21 protein-coding genes are annotated in these 19477 nt (G+C 69.3%); 11 read left to right on the plus strand and 10 right to left on the minus strand.

What is annotated here, in order from left to right; genetic code table 11:
- Window positions 1-11 precede the first annotated feature (11 nt).
- A complete protein-coding gene (gene rplI / locus ASD48_RS37400; RefSeq protein ID WP_020130673.1) occupies window positions 12-458 on the plus strand; it encodes a 50S ribosomal protein L9 in 447 nt (148 codons plus the stop codon).
- Between the two features lie 138 nt (window positions 459-596).
- Here the strand turns inward: rplI and ASD48_RS37405 are convergent, their stop codons facing one another.
- Window positions 597-1934, minus strand: a complete 1338-nt coding sequence (locus tag ASD48_RS37405) for an MATE family efflux transporter (protein WP_057606521.1) — start codon at window positions 1932-1934, stop codon at window positions 597-599.
- Between the two features lie 458 nt (window positions 1935-2392).
- Between ASD48_RS37405 and dnaB the strand changes: the two genes are divergently transcribed.
- Window positions 2393-3871 carry a replicative DNA helicase gene (gene dnaB / locus ASD48_RS37410; RefSeq protein ID WP_057606326.1) on the plus strand — a complete coding sequence of 493 codons (1479 nt, stop codon included), beginning with the start codon at window positions 2393-2395 and terminating at the stop codon, window positions 3869-3871.
- Between the two features lie 32 nt (window positions 3872-3903).
- On the opposite strand, the gene ASD48_RS37415 is transcribed toward dnaB, so the two are convergent.
- On the minus strand, window positions 3904-4470 hold the full coding sequence (locus ASD48_RS37415) for a dihydrofolate reductase family protein (protein ID WP_057606327.1): 567 nt from the start codon (window positions 4468-4470) through the stop codon (window positions 3904-3906).
- A 209-nt stretch (window positions 4471-4679) separates the two neighbouring features.
- Between ASD48_RS37415 and ASD48_RS37420 the strand changes: the two genes are divergently transcribed.
- Entirely contained in the window at window positions 4680-6065 is a 1386-nt protein-coding gene (locus tag ASD48_RS37420; protein ID WP_057606328.1) for a serine hydrolase domain-containing protein, read from the plus strand.
- An 84-nt stretch (window positions 6066-6149) separates the two neighbouring features.
- Here ASD48_RS37420 and ASD48_RS37425 read toward each other — a convergent pair whose 3' ends face one another.
- Together ASD48_RS37425 and ASD48_RS37430 are read right to left on the minus strand one after the other, a co-directional pair.
- Window positions 6150-6602 (minus strand): GNAT family N-acetyltransferase, encoded by a 453-nt coding sequence (locus ASD48_RS37425; RefSeq protein WP_057606329.1) that lies wholly within the window; start codon window positions 6600-6602, stop codon window positions 6150-6152.
- Between the two features lie 9 nt (window positions 6603-6611).
- Window positions 6612-7085 carry a MarR family transcriptional regulator gene (locus ASD48_RS37430; RefSeq protein ID WP_057606330.1) on the minus strand — a complete coding sequence of 158 codons (474 nt, stop codon included), beginning with the start codon at window positions 7083-7085 and terminating at the stop codon, window positions 6612-6614.
- Window positions 7086-7228: 143 nt separating this feature from the next.
- Here ASD48_RS37430 and ASD48_RS37435 point away from each other — a divergent pair, with 143 nt between their 5' ends.
- Both ASD48_RS37435 and ASD48_RS37440 read left to right on the plus strand, forming a co-directional pair.
- Window positions 7229-8446 (plus strand): MFS transporter, encoded by a 1218-nt coding sequence (locus ASD48_RS37435; protein WP_057606331.1) that lies wholly within the window; start codon window positions 7229-7231, stop codon window positions 8444-8446.
- Between the two features lie 171 nt (window positions 8447-8617).
- On the plus strand, window positions 8618-9037 hold the full coding sequence (locus ASD48_RS37440; protein WP_057606332.1) for a heme-binding protein: 420 nt from the start codon (window positions 8618-8620) through the stop codon (window positions 9035-9037).
- A gap of 70 nt (window positions 9038-9107) precedes the next feature.
- On the opposite strand, the gene ASD48_RS37445 is transcribed toward ASD48_RS37440, so the two are convergent.
- Complete coding sequence (locus tag ASD48_RS37445) at window positions 9108-9974, minus strand: GNAT family N-acetyltransferase (RefSeq protein WP_057606333.1); 867 nt, start codon at window positions 9972-9974, stop codon at window positions 9108-9110.
- Between the two features lie 266 nt (window positions 9975-10240).
- Between ASD48_RS37445 and ASD48_RS37450 the strand changes: the two genes are divergently transcribed.
- Both ASD48_RS37450 and ASD48_RS42920 read left to right on the plus strand, forming a co-directional pair.
- A complete protein-coding gene (locus ASD48_RS37450; protein ID WP_057606334.1) occupies window positions 10241-10867 on the plus strand; it encodes a haloacid dehalogenase-like hydrolase in 627 nt (208 codons plus the stop codon).
- Window positions 10868-11321: 454 nt separating this feature from the next.
- Window positions 11322-13076, plus strand: a complete 1755-nt coding sequence (locus ASD48_RS42920) for a globin domain-containing protein (RefSeq protein WP_199876148.1) — start codon at window positions 11322-11324, stop codon at window positions 13074-13076.
- A 56-nt stretch (window positions 13077-13132) separates the two neighbouring features.
- Here ASD48_RS42920 and ASD48_RS37460 read toward each other — a convergent pair whose 3' ends face one another.
- From ASD48_RS37460 to ASD48_RS37480, 5 genes are all read right to left on the minus strand, one after another.
- Complete coding sequence (locus tag ASD48_RS37460; RefSeq protein WP_057606335.1) at window positions 13133-13615, minus strand: NUDIX hydrolase; 483 nt, start codon at window positions 13613-13615, stop codon at window positions 13133-13135.
- Between the two features lie 88 nt (window positions 13616-13703).
- Window positions 13704-14609, minus strand: a complete 906-nt coding sequence (locus ASD48_RS37465; RefSeq protein ID WP_057606336.1) for a LysR family transcriptional regulator — start codon at window positions 14607-14609, stop codon at window positions 13704-13706.
- Window positions 14610-14840: 231 nt separating this feature from the next.
- Entirely contained in the window at window positions 14841-15998 is a 1158-nt protein-coding gene (locus ASD48_RS37470) for a cystathionine gamma-lyase (RefSeq protein ID WP_057606337.1), read from the minus strand.
- Entirely contained in the window at window positions 15995-16486 is a 492-nt protein-coding gene (locus ASD48_RS37475) for a low molecular weight protein-tyrosine-phosphatase (protein WP_057606338.1), read from the minus strand. Before ASD48_RS37475 ends, ASD48_RS37470 begins: the two co-directional genes overlap by 4 nt.
- Before the next feature lie 7 nt (window positions 16487-16493).
- The gene (locus ASD48_RS37480) at window positions 16494-16871 is read right to left on the minus strand and encodes a phage holin family protein (RefSeq protein WP_057606339.1); all 378 of its coding nucleotides are present in this window, start codon (window positions 16869-16871) and stop codon (window positions 16494-16496) included.
- Window positions 16872-16929: 58 nt separating this feature from the next.
- Between ASD48_RS37480 and ASD48_RS37485 the strand changes: the two genes are divergently transcribed.
- The 4 genes from ASD48_RS37485 to ASD48_RS37500 all read left to right on the plus strand — a co-directional run bounded on the left by ASD48_RS37485 (window position 16930) and on the right by ASD48_RS37500 (window position 19346).
- Window positions 16930-17247: a cupin domain-containing protein gene (locus tag ASD48_RS37485; protein ID WP_057606340.1), complete on the plus strand. Its 318-nt coding sequence runs from the start codon at window positions 16930-16932 to the stop codon at window positions 17245-17247.
- Window positions 17248-17525: 278 nt separating this feature from the next.
- Window positions 17526-17738 (plus strand): DUF5326 family protein, encoded by a 213-nt coding sequence (locus ASD48_RS37490; RefSeq protein WP_020130691.1) that lies wholly within the window; start codon window positions 17526-17528, stop codon window positions 17736-17738.
- Between the two features lie 197 nt (window positions 17739-17935).
- Window positions 17936-18799, plus strand: coding sequence for an IclR family transcriptional regulator C-terminal domain-containing protein (locus ASD48_RS37495; RefSeq protein ID WP_199876150.1), 864 nt, complete (start codon window positions 17936-17938; stop codon window positions 18797-18799).
- Between the two features lie 100 nt (window positions 18800-18899).
- A complete protein-coding gene (locus ASD48_RS37500; protein ID WP_020130693.1) occupies window positions 18900-19346 on the plus strand; it encodes an SsgA family sporulation/cell division regulator in 447 nt (148 codons plus the stop codon).
- Window positions 19347-19477: the final 131 nt, after the last annotated feature.

Genomic DNA, 19477 nt, shown 5'->3' on the forward strand with positions numbered 1-19477 from the left:
GTGACCGACAAATGAAGATCATCCTCACCCACGAGGTCTCTGGCCTCGGTGCCGCCGGCGACGTCGTCGACGTCAAGGACGGTTACGCTCGCAACTACCTGATCCCGCGGAATTTCGCTATCCGCTGGACCAAGGGTGGCGAGAAGGACGTCGAGCAGATCCGTCGTGCTCGCAAGATCCACGAGATCCAGACCATCGAGCAGGCCAACTCCGTGAAGGCCCAGCTCGAGGGCGTGAAGGTCCGTCTGGCCGTTCGCTCCGGCGACGCCGGTCGTCTCTTCGGTTCCGTCACCCCGGCCGACATCGCTTCCGCGATCAAGGCTGCCGGTGGTCCCGAGGTCGACAAGCGCCGCATCGAGCTCGGCTCGGCGATCAAGACCCTGGGCGCCCACGAGACGTCCGTGCGTCTGCACCCCGAGGTTGCCGCCAAGGTCAACATCGAGGTCGTCGCGGCCTGATCGCTGCGTTTGGCTCGAAGAGCTGAGAAGGGGCCGCACCCTGTGGGGTGCGGCCCCTTCCGCTTGCTTGTTTCACGTGAAACGCAGGTCCTCGACGCGGCAGCCATTTCAGGCGGCCGTCGGTTTCACGTGAAACGGTCAGCGGGTTGCGCCGGTGATGATCCAGCGACCAGAACGTGCACGCAGCCAGAGGGTGAGCATGCGGACCGTCATCATGAGCGTCATCGCCCCCCATATCGCGGTGAGACCGCCGCCGAGAACCGGCACCAACAGGGCCACGGGAGTGAAGACTGCCAGGGTGAGCACCATCGCCCAGGCGAGATAGGGACCGTCTCCCGCACCCATCAGCACACCGTCCAGTACGAAGACGATGCCGCAGATGGGCTGGGAGAGCGCCACCACCAGAAGAGCCGGCAGTGCGGCTTCCCTCACCGCGGGGTCGCTGGTGAAGAGCGGCAGGAACACGGGGCGGGCGACCACGACCAGCAGACCGAGCAGGGCACCCACGGCGATGCCCCACTGGACCATGCGACGGCAGACGTCACGGGCGCCCTGGGCGTCGTCGGCGCCCAGATACCGCCCGATGATGGCCTGTCCGGCTATGGCGATGGCGTCCAGGGCGAAGGCCAGCAGGCTCCACAGGCCCAGAGCGATCTGATGTGCCGCGATGTCGTCGTCCCCGAGGCGGGCGGCCACGGCTGTGGCGATCATCAGAATGGCCCGCAGCGAGAGCGTGCGGACCAGCAGGGGAACCCCGGCCTGGGCGGAGGCTCTGATGCCGGCGGCGTCGGGGCGCAGAGACGCGCCGTGGCGCCGGGCTCCGCGAACCACGACGGCGAGGTAGACCAGGGCCATGCCCCATTGGGCGATCACGGTGCCCCAGGCAGAGCCGGCGATTCCGAGGCCCACGCCGTAGACGAGGCCGACATTCAGCGCGGCATTGGCGACGAAGCCCGCCACGGCGACGTAGAGCGGCGTCCTTGTGTCCTGGAGTCCACGCAGGACGCCGGTCGCGGCCAGTACGACGAGCATGGCCGGGATGCCGAGTGCCGAGATGCGCAGATAGGTGGTCGCGTAGGGAGCGGCGGTGTCCGAGGCGCCGAAGAGTTCCACGAGTGCCGGTGCAGCGGGCAGGGTGGCCGCGATCACGACGGCGCCGAGAAGCAGCGCCAGCCAGATGCCGTCCATGCCCTGGCGGATTGCTGCCGGCAGGTCACCGGCGCCCACGCGGCGCGCTACGGCGGCAGTGGTGGCGTAGGCGAGGAAGACGAAGACGCTGACGGCTGTCATGAGAAGCGCGGAGGCGATGCCGAGTCCGGCCAGTTGCGCGGTGCCCAGATGGCCGACGATCGCGCTGTCCGCCATGACGAAGAGCGGCTCGGCGACGAGCGCGCCGAAGGCCGGGACGGCCAGTGCGACGATCTCTCGATCGTGCTGCCGCCGGACGGTCTCGGGGGACGCGGGAGCCTGTGTCATGAGCACCAATCTAATCGTCCACAGGTAAGAGATCCAGTCGCCATGTGACCCTTACCTCTCCTCACGCCGTGTAGTGTCTTGCGCGCCGTTCGAAGAGATCTTGGTCCGACTGGCCAACTTTTTCTTCTGCACAGCCGGTGGATGGTGAAAGTGCAGGTCAGCGGCGCTTCGCAAGAAAAGAAGAGGGCTTGTTCACAGGGCTGTCCACCGGGTCGTGCACAGGTTTTGCGGAGTTCTCCACAGCATCGGGGCCGTCGTCCACATGGCCTGTGGATAACCAGATTGGCTGACGGTGCCGACGGGCCTACCGTGGTCCGGCGCCCGCTCCGTCCGTCGGCCGAGGAAACCCTCATAAAACCGACGCGCCACAACCGGAGTTGGCGCTCTCGATTGTCAGTGCCGTGCCGTAGAAAGAAGGCATGGCGAGGTCCGCTCGGCGGACGGGAGGAGGCTGCTCGGTGAGCATTTCCGAGCCCTTGGACGACCCGTGGGCCGACAGCGGGCCCAGTGATCGTCTGCCTCCTGCCAGGCGGCGCGGCGAAGGGGGGCGCGGTCGTGACGAACAGCACGATCGCGGCCGGGAAAGCGGCGAGTGGGAAGGCGGGGGCACCGCCTTCGAGCGGGTACCGCCGCAGGACCTCGACGCCGAACAGTCCGTCCTCGGCGGCATGCTGCTGTCCAAGGACGCCATCGCCGACGTGGTCGAGGTGCTCAAGGGCCACGACTTCTACAAGCCCGCGCACGAGACGATCTACCAGGCGATCCTGGACATCTATGCCAAGGGCGAGCCGGCCGACCCCATCACGATCGCCGCCGAGCTCACCAAGCGCGGCGAGATCAACAAGGTCGGCGGCGCGTCCTATCTGCACACCCTCGTCCAGACGGTGCCCACCGCCGCCAACGCCGAGTACTACGCGGAGATCGTCCACGAACGCGCAGTGCTGCGCCGCCTGGTCGAGGCCGGCACCCGCATCACGCAGATGGGATACGCGGGCGACGACGATGTGGACGAGATCGTCAACCGCGCCCAGGCCGAGATCTACGCGGTCACCGAGCAGCGCACCAGCGAGGACTACCTCCCGCTCGGCGACATCATGGAGGGCGCCCTCGACGAGATCGAGGCGATCGGTTCACGCAGCGGCGAGATGACGGGTGTGCCCACCGGGTTCACGGACCTCGACTCGCTCACCAACGGTCTGCACCCGGGCCAGATGATCGTCATCGCGGCGCGTCCCGCCATGGGAAAGTCGACGCTCGCGCTGGACTTCGCGCGCGCGGCGTCGATCAAGCACAACCTGCCCAGCGTCATCTTCTCCCTGGAAATGGGCCGCAACGAGATCGCGATGCGGCTGCTGTCCGCCGAGGCCCGGGTGGCCCTGCATCACATGCGTTCCGGCACCATGACGGACGAGGACTGGACCCGTCTGGCGCGCCGCATGCCCGAGGTCTCCTCCGCTCCGCTGTACATCGACGACTCCCCGAACCTGTCGATGATGGAGATCCGGGCCAAGTGCCGCCGCCTGAAGCAGCGCAACGACATCAAGCTTGTGATCATCGACTATCTCCAGCTGATGCAGGCCGGTGGTTCCAAGCGTTCCGAAAGCCGTCAGCAGGAGGTCTCGGACATGTCCCGTAACCTCAAGCTGCTGGCCAAGGAGCTGGAGGTCCCGGTGATCGCGCTCTCGCAGCTCAACCGTGGTCCCGAACAGCGCACGGACAAGAAGCCGATGGTGTCCGACCTGCGTGAGTCCGGCTCCATCGAGCAGGACGCCGACATGGTGATCCTGCTGCACCGTGAGGACGCCTACGAGAAGGAGTCTCCGCGCGCGGGCGAGGCGGACATCATCGTGGGCAAGCACCGTAACGGCCCGACGGCCACGATCACCGTTGCCTTCCAGGGCCACTACTCCCGCTTCGTGGACATGGCGCAGACCTGATCCGGTGCCCTGGGGCCTCGCGGCTGCGCGGGTCAGCGCCTCGTCTCGTACCTGGTCAGGGCCACGCCGCCGGGAAACGTCCGCGTCTCCACCAGGTTCAGGTTCACCCAGCTGTCCAGCGCGGTGAAGAACGGCGTGCCGCTGCCCACCAGGACCGGATGGGTGGCGATCACGTACTCGTCGATCAGTCCGGCCCGCATGGCCGCCCCGGCGAGCGTTGCGCCGCCGATGGTCATGGGGCCGCCGTCCTCGGCCTTGAGCCGGGTGATCTCGGCGATCGCGTCGCCGGTGACCAGGCGGGCGTTCCAGTCGACCTTGTCGATCGTCGAGGAGAACACCACCTTCGGCGTGTCCCGCCAGTTTCGCGCGAACTCGATCTCCGCCGGGGTGGCGCCCGGCTTCTGGTCGCCGGTCGGCCAGTAGGAGCTCATCGCCTCCCACAGCTTGCGCCCATACAGCGACAGGCCGCTCGCCTGCTCGTGCTCGAGCCACCACTGGAACAGCTCGTCGCTCGGCGGTCCGCTCCACCCGATGTCGTCGCCGGTCGCGGCGATGTAGCCGTCCAGGGTCAGGTTCATGCCGTAGATCAGTTTCCGCATTGGCCGGCCTTCCGTCCGTGGGTGTCCGGGGTATGGACCAGGGCGGCACGGGAATCTCATCGGTGCGCGATCCGGGCTCGCCGGTGGCCATCGTGCTCGGGCTCAGCGTGGTGTATTCGGCCGACTCGGACAAGTCGTCTGATCTCGACCTCCGGTGCCCAGAGCGGAATGGACTCGACGGCGGCCGCGCGGGCGGGTGGACTGGGCCCATGACAACACCTCAGGAAGAGCTGCTTCCCGGCACCCGGCGGGCGCTGCTGCACCGGATCGCCGTGGCCCAGACCGAAGGACGGGCCCCCTCGCTGGTCGCCGCGGTCGTACGGGACGGGCGGGCCGTCTGGCACGGGGCGCGGACCTCGGTCGACGGGCACGCGCCGGACGAGAACGTGCAGTACCGGATCGGCTCGATCACCAAGACCTTCACCGCCGTGCTCGTGCTGCGACTGCGGGACGAAGGAGTGCTCGACCTCGAGGACCCGCTGGAGAAGCACCTGCCCGGATCCGGTGCGGGGGAGGCCACGGTGGCCGAACTGCTCGCCCACACAGGCGGGTTGGCGGCGGAGTCGCCCGGTCCCTGGTGGGAACGGACCCCGGGTTCGTTGCGGCCCGAGCTCGCCGATGTCCTCGGCGACCAGGCCGCCCCGTTTCCGGCCGGCCGCCGTCACCACTACTCGAACCCCGGCTACTCACTCCTGGGTGCGCTCGTGGAGGAACTCCGTGGGGCGCCCTGGGAGGAGGTACTGCGACGCGAAGTGCTCGAACCTCTGGGTCTCGACCGCACGACTGTCCGATCGCAGAACCCGGCCGCGGGAGGCTGGGCGGTCCATCCCTGGGCCGACGTCCTGCTGCCCGAGCCCCTCGAGGACTTCGGACGGATGGCAGCGGCCGGCCAGCTCTGGTCCACGACCGGTGACCTCGCGCGATTCGCCGCCTTCCTCGCCCGGGGTGACGACCGCGTCCTGAGCGCGGGGACCCTGCGCGAGATGTGGACGCCCGCGGCTCCGGCCGGGCTGCCGGATGTGGCGGACGGGGCCACCTATGGACTGGGGCTGCAGATCCAGCACCGGGACGGCAGGTTGCTCGTGGGGCACTCCGGCTCGGTGCCGGGGTTCCTTGCCACCCTCACCATCGGTGTGGCGGACGACGTGGCCGCGGTGGTGCTCGCCAACTGCACGTCCGGCGTTCTGACGTCCCAGGTGGCCGCCGATCTCGTACGGATCGTCGCCGAGGCCGAGCCGCGGATTCCCGAGCCGTGGCGTCCGCTGCGGGAGGTGGACCCCACCGTCCTGGACCTGGCGGGCCAGTGGCACTGGGGGACCAGTCCCTTCGCCCTGCGGGTGACGGCCGACGGGCTGGTCTCCCTGGGGCCGCTGTCCGGCGCCGGTCGGCGTTCCCGGTTCAGGCCGAACGGAGACGGCACCTGGACCGGCTTGGAGGGCTACTACGCCGGAGAGCTCCTGCGCGCCGTACGGCGGCCGGACGGGAGCGTGGACCACCTGGACCTCGGGTCGTTCGTCTTCACGCGCCAGCCGTACGACGAGCGGGCCGCTGTGCCCGGTGGCGTCGACCCGGAGGGCTGGCGCGGCATCGGCTAGCCCCACACGGCCAGGAAGCGCCCTGTTTCACGTGAAACAGGGCGCTTCTGTCCGGGCCCGGGTGTCCGCAGAGCTGGAGCGCCCTCAGAGCTGGAGCTTGAAGCCCACGTGTGAGGCGACGAAGCCCAGTCGCTCGTAGAAGCGGTGGGCGTCGGTGCGCGTGCTGTCGGAGGTGAGCTGCACCAACTGGCAGTTCTCGCGCCGGGATTCCTCGATCGCCCACTCGATGAACCGCGTGCCCAGGCCACTGCCGCGCTCGTCGGCGTGCACCCGCACGCCTTCGATGACCGACCTGGTCGAGCCGCGCCGGGACAGGCCCGGAATGATCGTCAGCTGGAGCGTCCCGACGACCTGTCCCTCGCGGACGGCGACGACCAGACGCTGGTTCGGGTCGGCGGTGAGCCGTTCCAGGGCGGTCAGATAGGGGCTGAGATCGTCCGGCGACTCACGCTGTGCACCCAGGGGGTCGTCCGCGAGCATGCCGACGATCGCGGGGATGTCCTCGGCGACGGCGGCCCGTATTTCAAGATCTCCCATGCCCGCAGCCTATGTGCCCAAGGCGGCAGCGGGCGCGTTCAGTGACTCCACGACCCGTACCAGCGGGGCCAGTTCCGTGTTCCTGGCGGCCTCGTCGAGTGCCTCGCGCAGGGCGGCGTCGTTGGTGGGACGGGCTTCGGCCAGCAGCGTCAGACCGGCTTCGGTGACGTTGGTGTAGATGCCGCGGCGGTCGGTGGGGCACAGGTAGCGCTCGAGCAGGCCCCGGTCCTCGAGCCGGGTCACCAGCCGGGTGGTCGCGCTCTGGCTGAGGACGACCGCGTCGGCCACCTGCTTCATCTGGAGATGTCCCCCGTCGCCGTCGTGCTGCCGGCTGAGCACGTCGAGCAGGGAGTACTCGCGCACGCTCAGGTCGTGCCGGCTCTGCAGCGCGCGCTCGATGTGGGCCTCGATCCTCCCGTGCAGCAGGGAGAGGGCACACCAGCCCTGGGCGAGAGCGGTGAGCGCGGGGTCCGTCGCAGTCATGGGGGTTCTCCTCCGTCCCGGAGCGGCTGAGACCAGGATAGAGCAATCCCGCAATATACGGCGGTTGCACATAGCCCGCGTGTGCAACTATTGTGGAAGCACGTTAAGCGCATCTGCAATCTTCTCGGAAGGTGTTACCTCCTATGCCTCTCGCGCTTCTGGCTCTCGCGATCGGGGCCTTCGGAATCGGAACGACCGAGTTCGTGATCATGGGTCTGCTGCCCGAGGTCGCGGCCGACTTCGGGGTCTCCATCCCCACGGCCGGCTTCCTCGTGACCGGCTACGCGCTCGGTGTCATGTTCGGCGCCCCGCTCATGACGGTCCTCGGCACCAAGGTCTCCCGCAAGCGGATGCTGATGGTGTTGATGGGCCTGTTCATCGCCGGGAACCTGCTGTCCGCCGTCGCCCCCTCGTTCGCCGTGATGCTGATCGGCCGCGTGGTCGCCTCACTCGCCCACGGCGCCTTCTTCGGCATCGGCTCGGTCGTCGCCGCCGACCTGGTCGCCCCGGACAAGAAGGCCGGGGCCATCGCGATGATGTTCACCGGGCTCACCGTCGCCAACGTCGTGGGCGTTCCGCTGGGCACTCTGGTCGGGCAGAGCGTCGGCTGGCGCGTCACCTTCGCCATCGTCGCCGTACTCGGTGTCGTGGGCCTGGCCGGCATCGCCAAGCTCGTGCCCGAGATGCCGCGGGCCGAGGGAGTGCACCTGCGGCACGAACTGGCCGCCTTCAAGAACGCCCAGGTGCTGCTGGCCATGGCGATGACCGTCCTCGGCTTCGGCGGAGTCTTCGCGGCCATCACCTACATCGCGCCGATGATGACGCACGTGACCGGCTTCGCCGACGGATCCGTCACCTGGCTGCTGGTCCTCTTCGGGCTCGGCATGGTCGGCGGCAACCTCGTCGGCGGCAGGTACGCCGACCGCGCGTTGATGCCGATGCTGTACGTCTCTCTGGGCGCCCTGGCGGTCGTCCTGGCACTCTTCACGCTCACCGCCCACAACAAGGTTCTGGCGGCCGTCACGATCGTCCTGATCGGCGCCCTGGGCTTCGCCACCGTCCCGCCGCTGCAGAAGCGCGTCCTGGACCAGGCCCACGGCGCGCCGACGCTGGCGTCGGCGGTGAACATCGGTGCCTTCAACCTCGGCAACGCGCTGTCCGCCTGGCTCGGCGGCCTCGTCATCGCCGCCGGCCTGGGCTACACCGCCCCGAACTGGGTCGGGGCCGCCCTCGCCGCGGGCGCCCTGCTCCTCGCCGTCGTCTCGGCCGCTCTGGAACGCCGTGACAACGCCCCGGCTGGTGTCGGCGCCGTCGTCGCCGGTGGAACCCCCGTCGAGCGGCAGGCAGCAGCCCAGCGGTGAAACCCGCAGTTCACCTCACTGAGTCAGGGCTGGTCCGGCGAGCCGGCGCCCATCCCTGATCACCGCGGACCTCGACCGCGTTCGACTCGGCATCACCGGTACCTCGGTCACGCCGAACCCCAAGAACCCCCCACACGCACCCGGACAACATCGCAAGGAGAAGTTCCCCTCATGAGCACCACCACCTTCGCGCCCCTGACCATTCACGACGCCGAAGCCCTCGTCACGGCCGCCCGCCGTGCCGCCGAGGCCGCCGGGGTCACGGTCAGCGTCACCGTTCTGGACGCCGGCGGCCATCTGCTGGCCTTCCGCCGCGACGACCGGGCCGTACTGATCTCCGGGGAGACGAGCACGCGCAAGGCGTACACGGCGCTTCAGTTGAACGCCCCCACCGCGGACCTCGTCGACGCCGTGCAGCCGGGCGGGCTCTTCCACACCCTGCCCACCGCACTCGACCGGCCGCTGCTGTTCATCGCGGGTGGGGTGCCGGTGCACCGCGACGGCCGTCTGATCGGCGCGATCGGGGTCGGGGGCGGCGCCCCGGAGCAGGACCACGGCTTTGCCACGGCCGCCGTGGAGACGCTCGTCTGACCTGTCACGTCCATGGAGAACGCCGGTTTCCGACCATCATGGAAACCGGCGTTCTCTCGTGTCTCCCGGTTCAGCCGGCCGCCACCGTCAGCGGAGCGAAGCGGCGGCGCCAGTCACCCGGCAGCTCCGTGATCCCGTGGGTCATCACGGAGTTGAAGGCAACGGACTCCAGGCCCCGCGCCTTCACCCACGCCAGCAGTTCCTCGTGCCGTACGTCGATGTCGGTGCGCAGCGGCCGGTCCGTGCGGGCGGCGAGGGAGGCGAGCAGGGCCTTCGCGGTCTCCGTGTCCCTGGCGATCAGCGGGCCCACGACGTGGGTGTCCATGTTGGGCCATGCGGCCGCGTAACCGATGACCCGGCCGTCGTCCTCGGCGACCCGCAGCTGGTCGGCGAAGGCGGGCAGACGGGCGATCACATGCGTCCGATCGGTGCCGAAGACCTGCTCGTCGAGCCGGAGGATCGCGGTGAGGTCCTCGGCCGTGGCAGCGCGGGTGACGACGTCCGGCGCCGTGTCGTCCGGCGTGAGACGCCCGCGCACCATTTCCGCCCGGCCTGTGGTCTTGAAGCCCAGCTCCTCGTAGAGCGGACGGCCGTTCGGTGTGGCGTGCAGGGTCAGCGGGGTGGCGCCCAGCAGGGAGACGACGTGCCGCATCAGCCGTCGGCCGATGCCCTGCCGGGCGTACCGCTCGGCGACCAGCACCATGCCGATGGCGCCGAGGGTGGGGCGGCCGGCCGGGCCGTACTCGGTGAGGACGCAGGCACTGACGAGCCCGCCGTCGGGGTCGTCGATGCCGTAGCCCGTTCCGGCCGAGAGGAGCAGGCCCCACTTGTGCTCCTCGCGCGGCCACCCCCGGTCCTCGGACAAGTCGGCGCAGGCGGTGAGGTCGCGGTGCGTCAGACGACGGATGGGCAGAGCGGTGAGGGAAGGAGTCGGCACGCAGGTCAGGCTGTCCGACCCGTACCGTCGGCGTCCACCTGTTTCCCCTGGGACGCACGTGCTTTTGGCCATGCGACGGCCCACGATCCGGTGCTCGCGGCCCATCGTCGAGCACTCATGTCCACCGTCCAGCGCGACAGCGGTGCGGGAGTTCGGCAGTCCGGGAGTGCGGCAGTGCGGCAGTGTTTCACGTGAAACAGGGGCGAACGGCAGCTCTGGAGAGGCACGGTCAGGGAGGTGCCAGGCCTGCCCGTTAGCCTCGCGTCATGGCCAGACTTCACCTCTTCGACCTTGACGGCACCCTGCTGCACGGGACGTCCGCTCCCTTGGAGATCTCGCGTCAACTCGGCCTGGAGGCCGAGACCGCCGTGCTGGAGCAGTCGATCTCGGCGGGGTTGATCGGCCCGCCGGAGTACGCGGCGCAGGTGTTCGAGCTCTGGACGCAGCTCACCGAGGAGCATGTGACGGCGGCGTTCGAAGGAGCGCCGTGGCTGGCACGCATCCGCGATGTCTGGGCCGAGATAGGGCGCCGGGGGGAGTACTGCGCGGTCGTGTCGCTCTCGCCTTCCTTCTTCGTGGAAAGACTTTCCGGCTGGGGCGCCCACGCGACGTACGGGTCCCGATTCCCGGCGGTCCCTTTCACCGAGCCCATGGACCCGGCGGGGGCGCTGAGCGCGGCGGCGAAGGTACTGATCGCCGACAGGCTCTGCGCGGAGTTCGGCGTGACGCGGGACGACTGTGTCGCTTACGGCGATTCGCTCTCCGACAAGGATCTGTTCGGGGTCGTGCCGGTCTCCGTGGCCGTCAACTCGGACCGCCATCTGGCGGGCCTGGCGACCCACTCCTACGTGGGGAAGGATCTGTGGGATGCCTATGAATTGGTGTGCCACTAAAGCTGATTGACCCCTCGTTGGCCCCGGATTCACGGAAACCCGCGGTTCGCGTGCCGAGCGAATCCAGAGACGGAAGGGGGGGACTTGTGCGGCGGACGGCGGCCGGTATGGTCGACTCCGGTTCGCTTCCGGGACGAAGTGCGCGCGACGCGGTGCATCCTTTCCGCGCGAGCCGAGAACAGGGCAATGCAGCCTAACGGGACGGAGAGATCGAAGACCCGCATTTCAGGTGATGTGACCGAGGCGCCCGGACAGGGTGGGATGCTGCGGTCAGTGTGCCGCCCCACCTCGCACACTCGCCCTACGTGGGGGTGCGGAGGGGACATACGGGTGGGCCGTGGCGGTCCCGTTCGTGGAACCGAACGGAAAAGCAAGCCATCTGCGGGGGAAGCAGGCACCTTCCGATCCAGGAAGTGCGCAGACCGACCGAAAGATGTTCGAGGCGAGGCACACCATGGACGCTCCGACCAGCAGGTCGGCCGACAACGGCATGTCCGGCGGCGGGGACGGATGGTTCACACCGCGCAAGCAGCCGGAGCCGACTCCGCAGGGCGAGCAAGGGGCTTCTGAGGGCCGTCGCCTGGCCGCACTGCGCCCGGTGGGCAGGAACGCGGTCGACACCCACGACGAGGCGCCCCAGGGCGGCACCCCGGACGCCGAGCGCCGAATACACCCGGACCCGCCGACCCTCGACGCGGCGACGACCGCCCCCGCGGGCGCACAGCCCCCGTCGCCGTCCTGGCAGGAATCCCCCGTCGAGGCCCACGCCGTCGAGGCCCACGACCCCGCCGAGGCACCGCCCTCCGCGCAGTCCCGGCCATCGGCCCCGCCCGAGATGCCGACACCGCCCGTGACGCCCGATGCCTCCCGAGACCGCGCGGAACCCGAAGCACCTCTCCGGCGGCAGGCTTCCCCGTTGCCGCCGCCGTCACCACCGCAGCCGACGCGGCAGCCGCAGCCGGTGGTGTCCGCGGATGGGTCCGGGTCCCCGCGGGGCGCCGTGCTCGCCGAGTCCCGTTCCGCCGTGCGACAGGTCACCGCCGCGCCCGTCGATTCCCTGGTGTCCGCTCAACGGCCGTCGCCTGTCGGCAACGCATCGCCGGACGCCGTCCTCATCCGGCGCACGATGGCCGAGGTGGCCCCGGTGGCCGACAAGGTCACGTCGTACTTCTACGCGCTGCTGTTCGTCCGCCACCCCGACCTGCGCTCGCTGTTCCCGCCCGCGATGGACGCCCAACGGGACCGGCTGCTCAAGGCATTGCTCACCGCCGCCGAGCACGTGGACAACAGGGCGGTCCTCGTCGAATACCTCCAGAACCTGGGCCGTGGCCACCGCAAGTACGGCACCAGGGCCGAGCACTATCCGGCCGTCGGCGAGTGCCTCATCGGCGCGCTGAGCAAGTACGCGGACGCCGTGTGGGACGCCGAGACGGAGGCGGCCTGGGTCCGGACCTACACCACGATCTCCCAGGTCATGATCGACGCGGCGGCCGTGGACGAACTGCGCGCCCCGCCCTGGTGGTACGCGGAGGTCGTCACGCACGACCTCAGAACGCCGGATGTGGCGATCCTCACCGTCCGCCCCAACCAGCCCTACCCCTTCCTCGCCGGGCAGTACGCGAGCCTGGAGACGCCGTGGTGGCCGCGGATCTGGCGGCACTACTCCTTCGCCTCGGCGCCACGCTCCGACGGCCTGCTGGCGTTCCATGTGAAGGCCGTTCCCGCGGGCTGGGTCTCCAGCGCCCTGGTGCACCGTGCCCGGCCCGGCGACGTCATCCGGCTCGGTCCCCCGGCCGGTTCGATGACCGTCGACCACACCAGGAACAGCGGGCTGCTCTGCCTTGGCGGTGGCACCGGCATAGCCCCCATCAAGGCACTGGTCGAGGATGTCGCCGAGCACGGCACCCGGCGTCCGGTCGAGGTGTTCTACGGCGCGCGCAGCGACCACGACCTGTACGACATCGACACGATGCTCCGGCTCCAGCGGTCCCACCCCTGGCTGGAGGTCCGCCCGGTGGTCGACCGGCACGGTCTGCTCCAGTTGCCCGACGCGATACGTACGTTCGGACCATGGGCCGAGTACGACGCCTATGTCGCCGGTCCGCCCGGCATGATCCGCAGCGGGGTGGACGCGCTGCGTGGCGTCGGCATCCCCTCGGAGCGCATACGGCACGACTCGGTCGAGGAACTCGTCGCAGCCGGAAGCTGACCCCGCGGCCCTCAGCCCGCGGCCCGCAGCCCGCTTGGGGCGCCGGGCTCGGCCCCTCAGCCGAGGTCGGGCGCGTGCATGGCGCGGACGCCCTCGATGTTGCCGTCGAGGTAGTGCCGCAGCGACAGCGGTACGAGGTGGACGGAGGCGATCCCGACCCGGGTGAACGGCACACGGACGATCTCGTACTCGCCGGCGGGTTCCTCGATCTCGGGACCGTGTCGCAGGGCCGGATCCATGGACTCCAGACGACAGACGAAGAAGTGCTGCACCTTCACGCCGGTCGCGCCCCCGTCGTCACCGATGTGCTCGACGGTGTCGACGAAGCAGGGCACCACGTCGGTGATCTTGGCGCCGAGTTCCTCGTGCACCTCGCGGTGCAGGGCGTCCACCACGGTCGCGTCGTCCGGTTCGACCCCGCCACCGGGCGTGACCCAGTAGGGATCCACACCGGGCTTGGTGCGCTTGATCAGGATCAGGTTGTCGCCGTCCAGCAGAACGGCTCGTGCGGTGCGCTTGACCACGGGTCGGACGGTCATGGGAGAAATGTGGCCCGGCTGGTTCCACGTGAAACATCGTGAGAGGTAACCGGAGGAGCTGATTCCCTGCCGCCGGGTGGAAACCGGGTCAGTACCACGCGGTGGCCGCGGCCAGCAGCCATTCGTGGGCCCGCGCGATATGCGGCGTCGCCAGCGTTCCTGTGCGCGCCACGAGAACGTACGTCCGTAGCGGCGGCACCGCCGGCTCGTGCAGCGCGACGAGATCACCGCGTTCCAGCGCGGCCGCGCACAGATAGCGGGGCAGGACCGCCAGACCGGCGCCCGCGACCGCGCACGCGAGGACGGCGCGCAGGTCGGGCACGATGACGGTGCCCGACGCGGCGGGACGCGAGTCGAAGACGGAGGCCCAGTAGCGGGAGACGAGGGGCAGCGACTCGTGGACCTCGACGACCGGGAGGTTCTCCAGCGCGGTCGCTCCCTTGCGGCACAGCTTCCCGGCGTCGATCCGCTCGTCCCACTGCGGGGCGGCGACCAGGACGTGCTCCTCGTCGCACAGCGGAGTGGCCGTGAGCAGCGCCCCGCGCGGTCGCGCCGTGCTGATGACCAGGTCGTGGTGGCCGGCAGCCAGGCCGTCCAGGACCTCCTCGGCGTTGCCGAAGGAGGCGCGCAGGGCGAACCCCTGGCCGTCGTCGCCGGACAGTTCGGTGAGCGCGGGAAGGGCCCGCTCGGCGGTGAATTCGGGGGGACCCGCCAGATGCAGCGTCCGCCCGGCGGATTGGTCGTCGGGGCCGGTCCCGGCGATCTCCACCAGGGCGTCGAGATGGGGAGCGGCCTTGTGGGCGAGTTCGTCGCCGATGCTCGTCGGCGTCACGCCGCGGGCCTGCCGCAGGAACAGGGGGCGGCCGAGCTGCCGCTCCAGCGTGCGGATCTGTGAGGTGACGGCCGGCTGGGACAGTCCCAGCAGAGCGGCGGCGCGAGTGAAGGAGCCGGCCCGGTGCACGGTCACGAAGGTACGCAGCAAGGCCAGATCCACGGAGCCTTCCTCCCTTTCCCCCCGCCTTTCCTCCAGCTCTGAGACAGGGTCCAACTATAAATAAGTCGATAGGTCTCTGCCGCTACTGTGATTGGACACTGACACAGAGTCAACTAGCCTTGTTCGCGCGGTTCTTCGCGCGCAGAACCGAGGACGGTCCGAGCCACGAGGGGGGAGGCTCGGACCGTCCGTTGTGCGCAGCGGGGGCCCGACGGGGGCTCCGTAAGGCGATCACCGCGCCGACTCCTCCAGCGCTCGCAGCACATCCGCCACCAGGTCCTCGGGGTCCTCGGCACCGACGGACAGCCGGATGAAGCCTTCCGGCACGGCGTCCCCACCCCAGCGTCCCCGCCGCTCCGCGGTCGAGCGCACCCCGCCGAAGCTCGTCGCGTCGTCCACGAGCCGCAGGGCATCGAGGAAACGCTCGGCATGCGCGCGCGTGGACAGCGTGAAGGAGATCACGCACCCGTAGCGACGCATCTGCTGCGAGGCGACCTTGTGGGACGGGTCGTCCGGCAGCCCCGGGTACCGCAGCCCGCTCACCTCGGGCCTCCCCCGCAGCGCCTCGGCAACGGCCATGGCGGTGGTGTTCTGACGCTCGACGCGCAACTGGAGGGTGGCGATCGACCGGTGCGCGAGCCAGGCCTCCATGGGTCCGGGGATCGCCCCGACGATCTTGCGCCAACGCCGCACGGCCGTCATCGGCGTTCCGGCCCGCCCGGTGACATAGCCGAGGAGGACGTCGCCGTGACCCGTGAGCTGCTTGGTGCCACTGGCCACCGAGAAGTCGGCGCCGAGTTCCAGCGGGCGCTGCCCGAGCGGGGTGGCGAGCGTGTTGTCCACAGCCACCAGAGCACCACGCGCGTGTGCCGCCTCGACGAGCCGCCGGATGTCGCACACGTCGAGTCCGGGATTCGAGGGGGACTCGATCCACAGCAGCTTCGCGCCGTCCAGGACGTTCAGCTGGGCGTCGTCGCCGGTCGGCGCGGTGCGTACCTCGATGCCGTACGCCTCCAGCTGCGCGCGCACCAGGGGCAGCACCTGGTAGCCGTCGTCGGGCAGGACGACAATGTCCCCGGCCCGCAGCTGGGAGAACAGCACCGACGAGATCGCGGCCATGCCGGAGGCGAAGACGAGCGTCTCGACGTCGTCCCGGCCCGGCGCCTCGAGCTCGCCGATGGCGTGCTCCAGGTGGGTCCAGGTCGGGTTCTCGTCCCGGCCGTAGGTGTACGGGCCCGTGGGCTCGCCGGGCAGGTGGAAGTGCGCTGCGAACACCGGCCCGGGAAGGGTCGGCTCGTACTTCACCGGCTCGGGCAGGCCCGCCCGCACCGCGCGCGTGCCCTCGCCGGGGCCCCCGGAAAGCTCTCCGTCGATAGCGGATCCGCTCATGCCATGTGTCCTTCCACGTCGTCTCGTACGGCGGCGAGCAGACCGGCGCTCGCCTCCTCCACCATCTCAAGGCATTCCTCGAAGCCGCTCAGGCCCCCGTAGTACGGGTCGGGGACGTCGAGGTCGTCGGCCGCCGCGGGGGTGTAGGACCGAAGCAGCCGTATCTTCGCCGCGTCCTCCTCGGTGGGTGCGAGGAGGCGCAGGGCCTTGAGATGGCCGGCGTCGAGGGCAATGACCAGGTCGAGGCGGGCGAACCACGACGGCTCGAAGCGCCGGGCCGTGTGGTCGAGGGCGTATCCGTGCTCCTCCAGGACGGAGCGGGCACGCGGATCGGCGTCCTCGCCCTCGTGCCAGCCGCCCGTGCCGGCGCTCTCGATCCCGACCAGTGCCTCGAGACCGGCGTCTTCCACGCGCGCGCGGAAGACCGACTCGGCCATCGGCGAGCGGCAGATGTTGCCGGTGCAGACGAAACAGACGCGGTAGGTCATCGCGGCCTCAGTCGCCGTCGGGCATGACGATGTTGAGGGCCCAGGAGACGACGGAAATGATCAGGCCGCCCAGGACCGCGGTCCAGAAGCCCTCCACATGGAAGCTCAGGTCGAGCTTGTCGGCCAGCCAGGAGGTCAGCAGCAGCATCAAGGCGTTGACCACCAGGGTGATCAGGCCGAGGGTGAGTATGAACAGAGGGAAGGTCAGCACCTTCACGACTGGCTTGACCAAGAAATTCACCAGGCCGAAGAGCAGGGCGACGACGACGAGGGTGCCGATCTTCTTGCCCGTGCTGTCACCGGTCAGGGTGATCTTGTCGAGCAGCCAGACGGCGACCGCCAGGGCGCCCGCGTTGGCGATCGTCTTGACTACGAAATTCTTCATGTGTCTGATCGTGGCAGAGAGATCGAGAACGAGCACCGGACGAGGGCGGACCAGGTCGATGAAGGCATTCCGGTTGGATGAACTGGAGGCGGAGCGAGCCGCCAACGACGGTGCCTATCTGCAGTTTCTGCGCGAACGGAACATGTCGGTCGGGCTGTACGCGCTCGACGCCGGCGCGCACGATCCGCAGAATCCGCACCATCAGGACGAGGTGTACTTCGTCGTGAGCGGACGTGCCTCGATCACTGTCGGTCTGGAGACGACTCAGGTGGCGCGGGGCAGTGTGGTGTACGTCCCGGCCGGGGTCGCCCACAAGTTCCACCACATCAGCGAGGACCTTCGGGTCCTGGTCGTCTTCTCGCCGGCCGAGGGTTGATCTCCTCGCCCGGAGCCCATCCGGAGGCCGTCATGAACCGGCCCGGATTCCGTCCTGACCAGGGCCGTACGGTGCCGGTCCGGCGCCCGACCCGAGCCTGTCCGTCTGCCGGTCGACCAGCGATCTCGGGGTTCCCTAGGGGTTGGTTCAGGGGAGGACAAGGGATGCGAGGCCCCCGTCGGCACCCCCTTCGCACCTAGCATCGGCGACAGGACATCGAAACGCTCCGGCCCGACAGGGGCGCCGGGCATCGAACGAAGAGGATGAGGACAAGGGCCATGCGAGAGATCTTCGCGGGAATGCCGTGGTGGGTGAAGTGGGTCGCGGTGCCGGTCATCGCCCTCGTCGTGTTCGGCGGCCTCATAGCCAGCGTCGTCGGGTTCGTGATCGGCCTGCTCTTCAAGCTGCTGGTCTTCGTGGCGCTGGTCGGCGGACTGATCTACGTCGTAAGGAAGTTCACTTCGAGTTCCTCCTCGCGCAGCGACTGGTGAGCGGTGCGGGAGGCCGGTGAGCGGTAACAGGAATCGCCTGTTCCCTCGGCCGGGGGAAGTTTCCCTGACAGCCCGTCTGTACGCGGTGGCAGACGGTTAAAGTCCGGAACTCGTCGCGGGTACGAACCCCCGCGAGTGGCGCACACCCCCTCCCGTGTCCCCGCACGGACCTCCCCCTCGCGCTTCGGAAGTGACCCATGGTCATGGTTGACACCGCATCGGCAGAACCGTTCACACCTCCCGCCCGGCCGCGGTCCGCCGCACCCCCGCTGCAACGCCCACCGAACACGACCGCCCCCGAGCATCCGCACCCCGCGGCCACCCTGATCGGCTCCGTCCAGCGCGCCATGCGGCTGCTGGAATGCGTCGCGGAGCACGAGTACGGGGCTCCGGCCAAGCAACTCGCCCGCGAGACCGGGCTCGCCCTGCCCACCGCCTACCACCTGCTGCGCACCCTCGTGCACGAGGGCTATCTGCGACGGGACAGAGGGCTGTTCTTCCTCGGCGAGGCGGCTGAGCGGCTCGGCAGGAGCGGAGCCGCGCAGAAACGTCGCAGCACGGTCGCCGACACCCTCGCCCAGTGGCGCGATTCGATCGGTGTCCCCGTGTACTACGCCAGGTACCGCGACGGTGAGATCGAGATCATGTGTGTCTCGGACACCCCGGGCAATCCGGCGGTCGAGGAGTGGGCCGACTTCGGCGAGACCGGACACGCGCACGCCATCGGCCAGTGTCTGCTCTCCCAACTGGACGAGGAGGCCCGCCGCGACCACCTGGCCCGCTACCCCGCCGAGTCGATCACCCCGTACACCGTGCGTGACAACCACGCCCTGCTGCGGCGCCTGGAGCGGATGCGGCGTATGGAACCGGTCGTCGAGCGGCAGGAGTACGCGCTGGGCACGGTGTGCGCCGCCGTCCCGATCACCGTGGGCACCACGGCGTCCACGATGGCGATCTCTCTGCCCGCCCATCACGCCGACCGGTTGCTGCCCGCCGCCCGGCAACTTCAGAGCGAGATCGGACGGCTGCTGGGGTCGCTGGCGATCTCTATCAGTATCTGAAAACTCACTCCTTGTGATCTATTGTGTACTTTCTGCAAGATGCGTGCAGTGTCAGAAGGTCCATTCCCGGCCAGTCGGCGGCAAATGACGGGGTTAGGCGATGCGCGAGTCCGTTCAGGCAGTACAGGCAGAGGTCATGATGAGCTTCCTCGTCTCCGAGGAGCTCTCGTTCCGCATTCCGGTGGAGCTGGGTTACGAGTCGTGCGATCCCTATGCCGTGCGGCTCACCTTCCATCTGCCCGGCGATGCCCCGGTGACCTGGGCTTTCGGGCGCGAGCTGCTCATCGACGGGGTGGGCAGGCCGTGCGGCGAAGGGGACGTCCGTGTCTCGCCGGTGGATCCCGATGTGCTGGGGGAGGTCCTGATCCGGCTTCAGGTCGGTGGAGACCAGGCGCTGTTCCGCTCCTCGGCGGCCCCGCTCGTGGCGTTCCTCGACCGCACCGACAAGCTGGTTCCGCTGGGCCAGGAGGGTGCTCTCGCCGATTTCGACGCGCATTTGGACGAAGCGTTGGACCGGATCCTGGCGGAGGAGCAGAGCGCCGGCTGACGTGATGGCGGGGCGAGGCGAGTCGTGGCCAGTTGTGGCGGGGCGAGTCGTGGCGACGCGGGTGATGGCGACACGGGTGTGGTGAAGGCTTTGCTGCGGTCGGTGTTGTGCAGGAACGCTTCTTCATGGGG

Origin of the sequence: Streptomyces sp. Root1310, assembly GCF_001426425.1 — a bacterium.
Taxonomy (GTDB): domain Bacteria; phylum Actinomycetota; class Actinomycetes; order Streptomycetales; family Streptomycetaceae; genus Streptomyces.

What these genes read in the sequence shown, in the direction of transcription:
- rplI (WP_020130673.1), top strand. Translation starts at nt 12, where the DNA reads ATGAAGATCATCCTCACCCACGAGGTCTCTGGCCTCGGTGCCGCCGGC.
- ASD48_RS37405 (WP_057606521.1), bottom strand. Translation starts at nt 1,934, where the DNA reads ATGACACAGGCTCCCGCGTCCCCCGAGACCGTCCGGCGGCAGCACGAT.
- ASD48_RS37415 (WP_057606327.1), bottom strand. Translation starts at nt 4,470, where the DNA reads ATGCGGAAACTGATCTACGGCATGAACCTGACCCTGGACGGCTACATC.
- ASD48_RS37420 (WP_057606328.1), top strand. Translation starts at nt 4,680, where the DNA reads ATGACAACACCTCAGGAAGAGCTGCTTCCCGGCACCCGGCGGGCGCTG.
- ASD48_RS37425 (WP_057606329.1), bottom strand. Translation starts at nt 6,602, where the DNA reads ATGGGAGATCTTGAAATACGGGCCGCCGTCGCCGAGGACATCCCCGCG.
- ASD48_RS37430 (WP_057606330.1), bottom strand. Translation starts at nt 7,085, where the DNA reads ATGACTGCGACGGACCCCGCGCTCACCGCTCTCGCCCAGGGCTGGTGT.
- ASD48_RS37435 (WP_057606331.1), top strand. Translation starts at nt 7,229, where the DNA reads ATGCCTCTCGCGCTTCTGGCTCTCGCGATCGGGGCCTTCGGAATCGGA.
- ASD48_RS37440 (WP_057606332.1), top strand. Translation starts at nt 8,618, where the DNA reads ATGAGCACCACCACCTTCGCGCCCCTGACCATTCACGACGCCGAAGCC.
- ASD48_RS37450 (WP_057606334.1), top strand. Translation starts at nt 10,241, where the DNA reads ATGGCCAGACTTCACCTCTTCGACCTTGACGGCACCCTGCTGCACGGG.
- ASD48_RS42920 (WP_199876148.1), top strand. Translation starts at nt 11,322, where the DNA reads ATGGACGCTCCGACCAGCAGGTCGGCCGACAACGGCATGTCCGGCGGC.
- ASD48_RS37460 (WP_057606335.1), bottom strand. Translation starts at nt 13,615, where the DNA reads ATGACCGTCCGACCCGTGGTCAAGCGCACCGCACGAGCCGTTCTGCTG.
- ASD48_RS37470 (WP_057606337.1), bottom strand. Translation starts at nt 15,998, where the DNA reads ATGAGCGGATCCGCTATCGACGGAGAGCTTTCCGGGGGCCCCGGCGAG.
- ASD48_RS37475 (WP_057606338.1), bottom strand. Translation starts at nt 16,486, where the DNA reads ATGACCTACCGCGTCTGTTTCGTCTGCACCGGCAACATCTGCCGCTCG.
- ASD48_RS37480 (WP_057606339.1), bottom strand. Translation starts at nt 16,871, where the DNA reads ATGAAGAATTTCGTAGTCAAGACGATCGCCAACGCGGGCGCCCTGGCG.
- ASD48_RS37485 (WP_057606340.1), top strand. Translation starts at nt 16,930, where the DNA reads ATGAAGGCATTCCGGTTGGATGAACTGGAGGCGGAGCGAGCCGCCAAC.
- ASD48_RS37490 (WP_020130691.1), top strand. Translation starts at nt 17,526, where the DNA reads ATGCGAGAGATCTTCGCGGGAATGCCGTGGTGGGTGAAGTGGGTCGCG.
- ASD48_RS37495 (WP_199876150.1), top strand. Translation starts at nt 17,936, where the DNA reads ATGGTCATGGTTGACACCGCATCGGCAGAACCGTTCACACCTCCCGCC.
- ASD48_RS37500 (WP_020130693.1), top strand. Translation starts at nt 18,900, where the DNA reads ATGCGCGAGTCCGTTCAGGCAGTACAGGCAGAGGTCATGATGAGCTTC.